The 6,025-nt window shown below is 62.6% G+C and carries 7 protein-coding genes; 5 read left to right on the forward strand and 2 right to left on the reverse strand.

Annotated features, from left to right (window positions below):
- Positions 1-853 (reverse strand): hypothetical protein (locus ACXJL8_RS31045; RefSeq protein WP_456686153.1); only part of this gene is annotated, 853 nt, incomplete at its 3' end.
- Positions 853-1,272 (reverse strand): hypothetical protein, encoded by a 420-nt coding sequence (locus tag ACXJL8_RS31050; protein WP_456618574.1) that lies wholly within the window; start codon positions 1,270-1,272, stop codon positions 853-855. The genes ACXJL8_RS31050 and ACXJL8_RS31045, both read right to left, overlap by 1 nt.
- 437 nt (positions 1,273-1,709) lie before the next feature.
- Between ACXJL8_RS31050 and ACXJL8_RS31055 the strand changes: the two genes are divergently transcribed.
- The 5 genes from ACXJL8_RS31055 to ACXJL8_RS31075 all read left to right on the forward strand — a co-directional run.
- The gene (locus ACXJL8_RS31055) at positions 1,710-3,035 is read left to right on the forward strand and encodes a UbiA family prenyltransferase (RefSeq protein ID WP_456686154.1); all 1,326 of its coding nucleotides are present in this window, start codon (positions 1,710-1,712) and stop codon (positions 3,033-3,035) included.
- A gap of 119 nt (positions 3,036-3,154) precedes the next feature.
- A complete protein-coding gene (locus ACXJL8_RS31060) occupies positions 3,155-3,769 on the forward strand; it encodes a ribonuclease D (protein WP_456618572.1) in 615 nt (204 codons plus the stop codon).
- A 157-nt stretch (positions 3,770-3,926) separates the two neighbouring features.
- Positions 3,927-4,655 carry an LPS export ABC transporter periplasmic protein LptC gene (gene lptC / locus ACXJL8_RS31065; RefSeq protein ID WP_456618571.1) on the forward strand — a complete coding sequence of 243 codons (729 nt, stop codon included), beginning with the start codon at positions 3,927-3,929 and terminating at the stop codon, positions 4,653-4,655.
- A gap of 5 nt (positions 4,656-4,660) precedes the next feature.
- The gene (locus ACXJL8_RS31070) at positions 4,661-5,392 is read left to right on the forward strand and encodes an LptA/OstA family protein (RefSeq protein WP_456618570.1); all 732 of its coding nucleotides are present in this window, start codon (positions 4,661-4,663) and stop codon (positions 5,390-5,392) included.
- A 223-nt stretch (positions 5,393-5,615) separates the two neighbouring features.
- Positions 5,616-6,025: ATP-binding cassette domain-containing protein (locus ACXJL8_RS31075; protein WP_456686155.1), on the forward strand; the 410-nt coding region annotated here is incomplete at its 3' end.

Genomic DNA, 6,025 nt, shown 5'->3' on the forward strand with positions numbered 1-6,025 from the left:
CGACGACACCGCCGCAACCACTTGCTGCGGCCAAGCGTCCGAGCAGTTCTGAAAGAGCAAATGGATGGCTGGAAGTGGAAAGATGCTCCGCTCGAAGCGACGAGCTTGCTAGTTCGTCGAGGTCGCGACGTAACGGAAGTACAACAATTCCGTCGTCAAGCTTGTGATCAGCCAAACGGGCCGCGGCAAATTCTATCGTCTTCGCGTACCCCTCACTTTCATCAGAATGCGCTAGCGCGATCAAATCCTCTAAGGCGATGCGCGTTTCGCTCCTAACATGACGGAATAGATAGCTGATGCCTGGAGCCTCCAAATCCGCGTCGACTAGCAAGATAGGCTTGGAGATCTTCGACTGCCAGTATTTGGCCGTGGCTACGGCAATAGTTGTGCGGCCAGTTCCGCCCTTTACGGAGTGACAGGCGACAATGGGAACACTGAGAGAATGCGGACGATAGGGGCTATCATCCAAGCTTATCCGCGAATCGATTGATCCCAGGAATGGGAGCGCAACTCCATCAATGTCAGTGCGAACTTCGATCTCAATTGGGAGCTTTTCGGCATATGCTGGGCCATCCAATCGCAAGTAAGGCGAAGCACCATTCGCACCGTTTTCCACTCGGGATGGGAATACGCTGGCCAACCACTTCAGGATGGTTTCCTGATTCACGTTGTTTTGGACTTCAAGGATTATGCCCGTCCAATCAACCTGTGCTCGTACAAGACATTTCGGTCGCTGGTCCCACTCTGTCGAGACTGGCTCCAAGGTCGAAAGCTTACGAGCGACATCGATCCACGTGATCGGCTCCCGTCCGGAAGGTGCTCGTTCTGCTTGTTCTTCAGCTACGTCGGTCATTAGAGCCTTTCACGCACAAACTTCAAAACGCACTTTAACCACGTTACGACGTCAGCGTGCATTTGTATCTTGTCGCCGTATCTCCACGCTTCATGGAGATGTCGGACATTGATCGCGTCACCAGACTTGAGTTTTAGAGTCGATGGTCTGCTTGGAAGATCTTTTGGCGCTATCTTCAACTCTGCAATTAGATAATCTAATCGATGACCAAATGAACGCGCCGAACCACGAGCGCCATTGTCGTCGGACGCCAATTTCAGCGAATTGACCGACATGTACAAGGCCTTGAGACCGCATTCTGCAGCATAGAATAGTATGAGCGCGTCGGCATCCGGATCGTTGCAAGAGGTCGTTGCCGCCAATTCGATGGTCCGCCTTCTCAAGGTCTTGAACGTCGGGTTAATCAGGTCGTCGCTCATAACTTCTATTTCAAGCGCTTCCCTCGAGGAATGACTGAAACACGCTGCGAGGTGGGAAGCAAAGATGCCGCAGCCAAAGGTTGAAGAACTTAGTGTGATGTGGTCGATTGGGTAAGTAGAAAAAGGGTAGATTTTTCAAAGCCTAACTAGATGGCTCGTCCTCTCCTAGTCAATATTGTTTTTAACAACTGGAGCGAGGCAGTCGAATCGAACCATAGGCAAGAATCGGGTTCGAATTCATCTTGAATTCGCATGATTCGGCGACTCGGCGCCGGTCTGGACGGTCCGGCTCGCGGACATCCCGCACCCACCCCGCTAAACCGAATTAAGCCGCCTTTAGCGAATGCTGCCCTAGGCTCGCGGCCGTCCATTTCCCTGCTCCCCGGCCGCCCCGGCCTTTGGGCCGGTCATGTTGCGGTAAGTCAGAGCGTTTTCGGATGGAGCAGCCTGMCTGGCAGTACGAGTCTAGCGCGCCCGAGCCGTCGGCCATCCCGGCGCCGGCCCGGACCCTCGTCATTGATCTCGAAGGCGCGCTGCTGCGCTCGGAACTGCTGATGGAGGCGCTGTTCTCCAGCCCCGGCCGCATGCTTGCCCGCTTCGGCGCGGGCGGACGCCCGGGCATGGCAGCGCTCACGGCTATTCTGGCGCAGGCCGACATCGACTACGCCCATCTGCCCTATGATCCCGGCGTGCTGAACCAGGCGCTGGCGGCGCGGGCGCGGGGCGAGAAGATCTATCTGGTCGCCGGGCGCTTCGCCGATCATGCCGCGGGCATTGCCGCGCATCTCGGCTTCGACGGCGTCGTTACGCCGGCGGATCTCGTCGCGGCCGACAAGCTGCCGTTCGATCGCGCTTCGATCGCGCGCATCAGCGAAGGCAGCGGCAGCCGCGCCACCCTGAAGACCTGGGCGAAGGCGCTGCGGGTCTACCAATACGCCAAGAACACGCTGGTGTTCGTGCCGGCGATCACGGCGCATCAGATGGGCTTGGCGACGCTCGGCTCTGCGCTGCTGGCGTTTCTGGCGTTCTCGGCCTGCGCCTCGGGCGCCTATCTGATGAACGATCTGCTCGATCTCGCAGCCGACCGCCAGCACCCGACCAAGCGCCATCGCGCGCTCGCGGCCGGTGACCTGCCGATCTCGTCGGCGCTGCTCGCGATCCCTGCGCTGTGGCTGTTCGCGGTCGCAGCCAGCCTCTGTATCTCGCCCGTATTCCTCGGCGTGCTCGCCGCCTATCTCGTCACCACCATCGCCTATTCGCTCGTGCTCAAGCGCAAGATGCTGGTCGACGTGGTGACGCTCGCCGGCCTCTATACGCTGCGCATCGTCGCGGGCGCCGTCGGCGTCGGCGTGGTGCTGTCGGAATGGCTGCTGATCTTCTCGCTGTTCGTGTTCACCGCGCTGGCGCTGATCAAGCGCTTCAGCGAGCTCAGCATGCGCCAGGGCGCGGGCCTGGCCGATCCCTCCAACCGCGACTACAGGATCACCGACCTGCACGTCATCGCCGCGATGGCGGCTGCGAGCGCCATGAACGCGGTGACGGTGTTCTCGCTCTACGTGTCCTCGTCCGCCGTGACCCCGCTGTACAGCCGTCCCTGGATGCTGTGGCTCCTGAACCCGCTGCTGCTGTACTGGTTCGGCCGCGCCCTGATGATGGCGCATCGCCGCGAGATGCCGGACGATCCCATCATCTACACCTTCCGCGATGGCGCCAGCCGCATCACCGTGGCGGCGATGATCTGCATCATGCTCTTGGCGATCTGACGGCCTGCAAAACGCTGCTCCGGCGCTTGCGCAGCCCGCCGCCAGTGGATACATCGCGGACAATCCCGATTAGCCTGTTGTGCCGACGCTACCGATTCGACCCGAGGTTTTGAAACGCCATGACCGTACGCCTGCATCGCGGCGACCTGCCCGACCTCACACGCTACACCGGAGCGGTGGCGATCGACACCGAGACCATGGGGCTGAACCCGCATCGCGACCGGCTCTGCGTGGTGCAGCTCTCGCCGGGCGACGGCAGCGCCGACGTGGTGCAGATCCCCAAGGGCCACACCGACGCGCCGAACCTGAAGGCGCTGCTGGCCAATCCCGCGATCACCAAGATCTTCCACTTTGCGCGGTTCGACGTTGCGGTGCTGTACCAGACCTTCGGCGTCATGACCGGGCCGATCTACTGCACCAAGATCGCCTCCCGCCTGACCCGCACCTATACCGACCGCCACGGCCTCAAGGACCTCGTGCGCGAGGTGCTCAATGTCGACCTCTCCAAGCAGCAGCAGTCCAGCGATTGGGGCTCCGACAGCCTGACCGAGCCGCAGCTTGCCTATGCCGCCTCCGATGTGCTGCATCTGCACGGCCTGCGCGAGCGGCTGGATGCCATGCTGGTGCGGGAGGGCCGCACGGGGCTCGCGAAGGCCTGTTTCGACTTCCTGCCGACCCGCGCCATGCTCGACCTCCAGGGCTGGGAGGAAGAGGACATTTTCGCGCATTCCTGACACGTCGGGCGGCCGTTAGGCTGGGGCGGGCGCCCCGTTTCGGACACTTTCGTAACGGCCTGTCGCAGGCTGCATAATTCGGCGGTGCCGGGTACAATGCGCCACTTTCGATTGGCGCGTTTGACCCGAGAAGGCGAGCGACACCTCAGGAGCCCAGGTGAATTCGGCCCACTACCCAACCTATGACGCCGCGCTTGCGGCGCGGTTTGCCCGCGCGGCGCGCCACAGCCGCCTGGTGCGGATTCTGCGCATCGCGGTGCCGGCGACGGTGGTGGTGGCGATGGCCTCGATCGTCGCCGTCTCGACCTTTCTGAACCCCTTCCAGATCCCCCTGAAGCTCGACGCCGGAAACCTCGTGGTGACCGGCACCAGGATCACCATGGAGTCGCCGCATATGTCCGGCTTCACGCCGGACCAGCGGCCCTATGAGCTCTGGGCCAAGACCGCAACGCAGGACATCACCGACCCCGATCATGTCGATCTCGCGGATCTGCGCGCAAAGGTGCTGATGGAAGATCAATCGACCTTGTTCCTCGATGCCCGCACCGGCCGGTTCGACAACAAGCAGCAGCAGCTCGACCTGCACAAGGACATCTTCCTGCGCACCTCGACCGGCTATGAGGCGCGGCTGAACTCGGCTTTCGTCGACATGGGCAAGGGCACGGTCACTTCGGACGAGCATGTCGACGTCAAGCTGACCAACGGAACGCTGACGGCGGATCGGCTGCGAATCACGGAAGGCGGCGATCTCATTCGCTTCGAGGGCAATGTGGTGATGCACCTGGACAAGCTGGATGATCCCGCCGCCGCCCAGCCTGTGCCGGCCGAGCCCGCGCCGCCGGCAAAGACGCGCACGCTTCAGAACAAGTCTGCCAATTCAAGATGAGTTTCATGACGACTTTTTTTCCGCGCAGCGAACACAAGCGGAGCGCCATCGTCAGCGCGGCCGCGCTCCTCGTCGCGCTGGTGGCAACGGGCGCGGCGCTCGCGCAGAGCACGATGCAAGGTGTGCCCAACGCGATGCAGGGCTTTTCGCAGAACCGCGATCAGCCGATCCAGATCGAAGCCGCCTCGCTGGAGATGCGCGACAAGAAGAAGGAGGCGACCTTCTCCGGCAATGTGAAGGTCGTGCAGGGCGACACCACCATGACCTCGAAGACGCTGGTGGTGTTCTACGAATCCGGCGGCGACAAGCCGGCGACGCCGCAGCCCGCGGCTGCGCAAACCGCGGCCGCAAAGGGCGCGAAGTCGGCGCCGATGCAGTCGGCGACGCCGGGCCCGGGTGGCAGCTCCTCGATCAAGCGGCTGGAGGCGCGCGGCAATGTCGTGGTCACCCAGAAGGACCAGGTCGTGACCGGCGAGACCGCCGTGTTCGACACCAAGACCAATCTCATCACCATGCTTGGGGGTGTGGTCTTGACGCAGTGCAAGAACGTGCTGCGCGGCGACCGGCTGGCGGTCGACATGACGACCGGGGTGTCGCGTGTGGAGTCCGACAGCGGCAGGGTGCAGGCCTTGCTGCCGCAGGGCGGCGGCAATGATTGCGGATCGGGTAGTCCGGGCGCTCCGGCCAAACCCGGCGCGGGATCGCCCCTGCAATTGCCCGGTGCCGGCAAGAAGTAAATTTCAAAAGGAAGTTCAAAGGCTTGATCTGGATGCCCCCGATCCGAGGTTGAAGCTTGCCCGGCGAGACTGTATTTAGCGCGCAGGGCTTTCGAAGCGGGGTTCGCCGCTTTTCGGGCGTGTTTCACTGGGCATGAGACATCCCTTAATTCATGCTGCGTCGGCGAATCCTGAGGCCGGCGCGGCAAATCGCGCGAGCTTCGCGAAAGGCTAGAAGGCGGGGATGGTCGATCTCTTCAGCATGTTCCGTCGGCGCCCCGCCAAGCGCGGCCGGCCAGGATTTGCACGTCAGGACATTACCTCGCTCGGTGACAGCGTCGGCGGCCTGGTGACCAGCCCGCTGCGGGACGCAGCCCCAGTCGCCCGGGATCAGCCGGGCTACGCGCCGGACCAGTTCCACGCCGAGCCGCCGCGGCCGCGCCAGCCGCCGGCTCAACCGGCCAAAGCCGGCACCAACGGCTCAGGCGGGCCGCAGCTCCTGAAGCGGCCGGGCTTCCTGGCTGTGCATAGCGTGGAAAAGAGCTTTGGCAGCCGCCAGGTGGTGCGCGGCGTCAGCATCTATGTCCGCCGCGGCGAAGCCGTCGGCCTGCTCGGTCCGAACGGCGCCGGCAAGACCACCGTGTTCTACATGAT

The organism is Bradyrhizobium sp. P5_C11_2 (genome assembly GCF_054049755.1).

What these genes read in the sequence shown, in the direction of transcription:
- ACXJL8_RS31070 (WP_456618570.1), top strand. Translation starts at nt 4,661, where the DNA reads ATGACGACTTTTTTTCCGCGCAGCGAACACAAGCGGAGCGCCATCGTC.
- ACXJL8_RS31060 (WP_456618572.1), top strand. Translation starts at nt 3,155, where the DNA reads ATGACCGTACGCCTGCATCGCGGCGACCTGCCCGACCTCACACGCTAC.
- ACXJL8_RS31050 (WP_456618574.1), bottom strand. Translation starts at nt 1,272, where the DNA reads ATGAGCGACGACCTGATTAACCCGACGTTCAAGACCTTGAGAAGGCGG.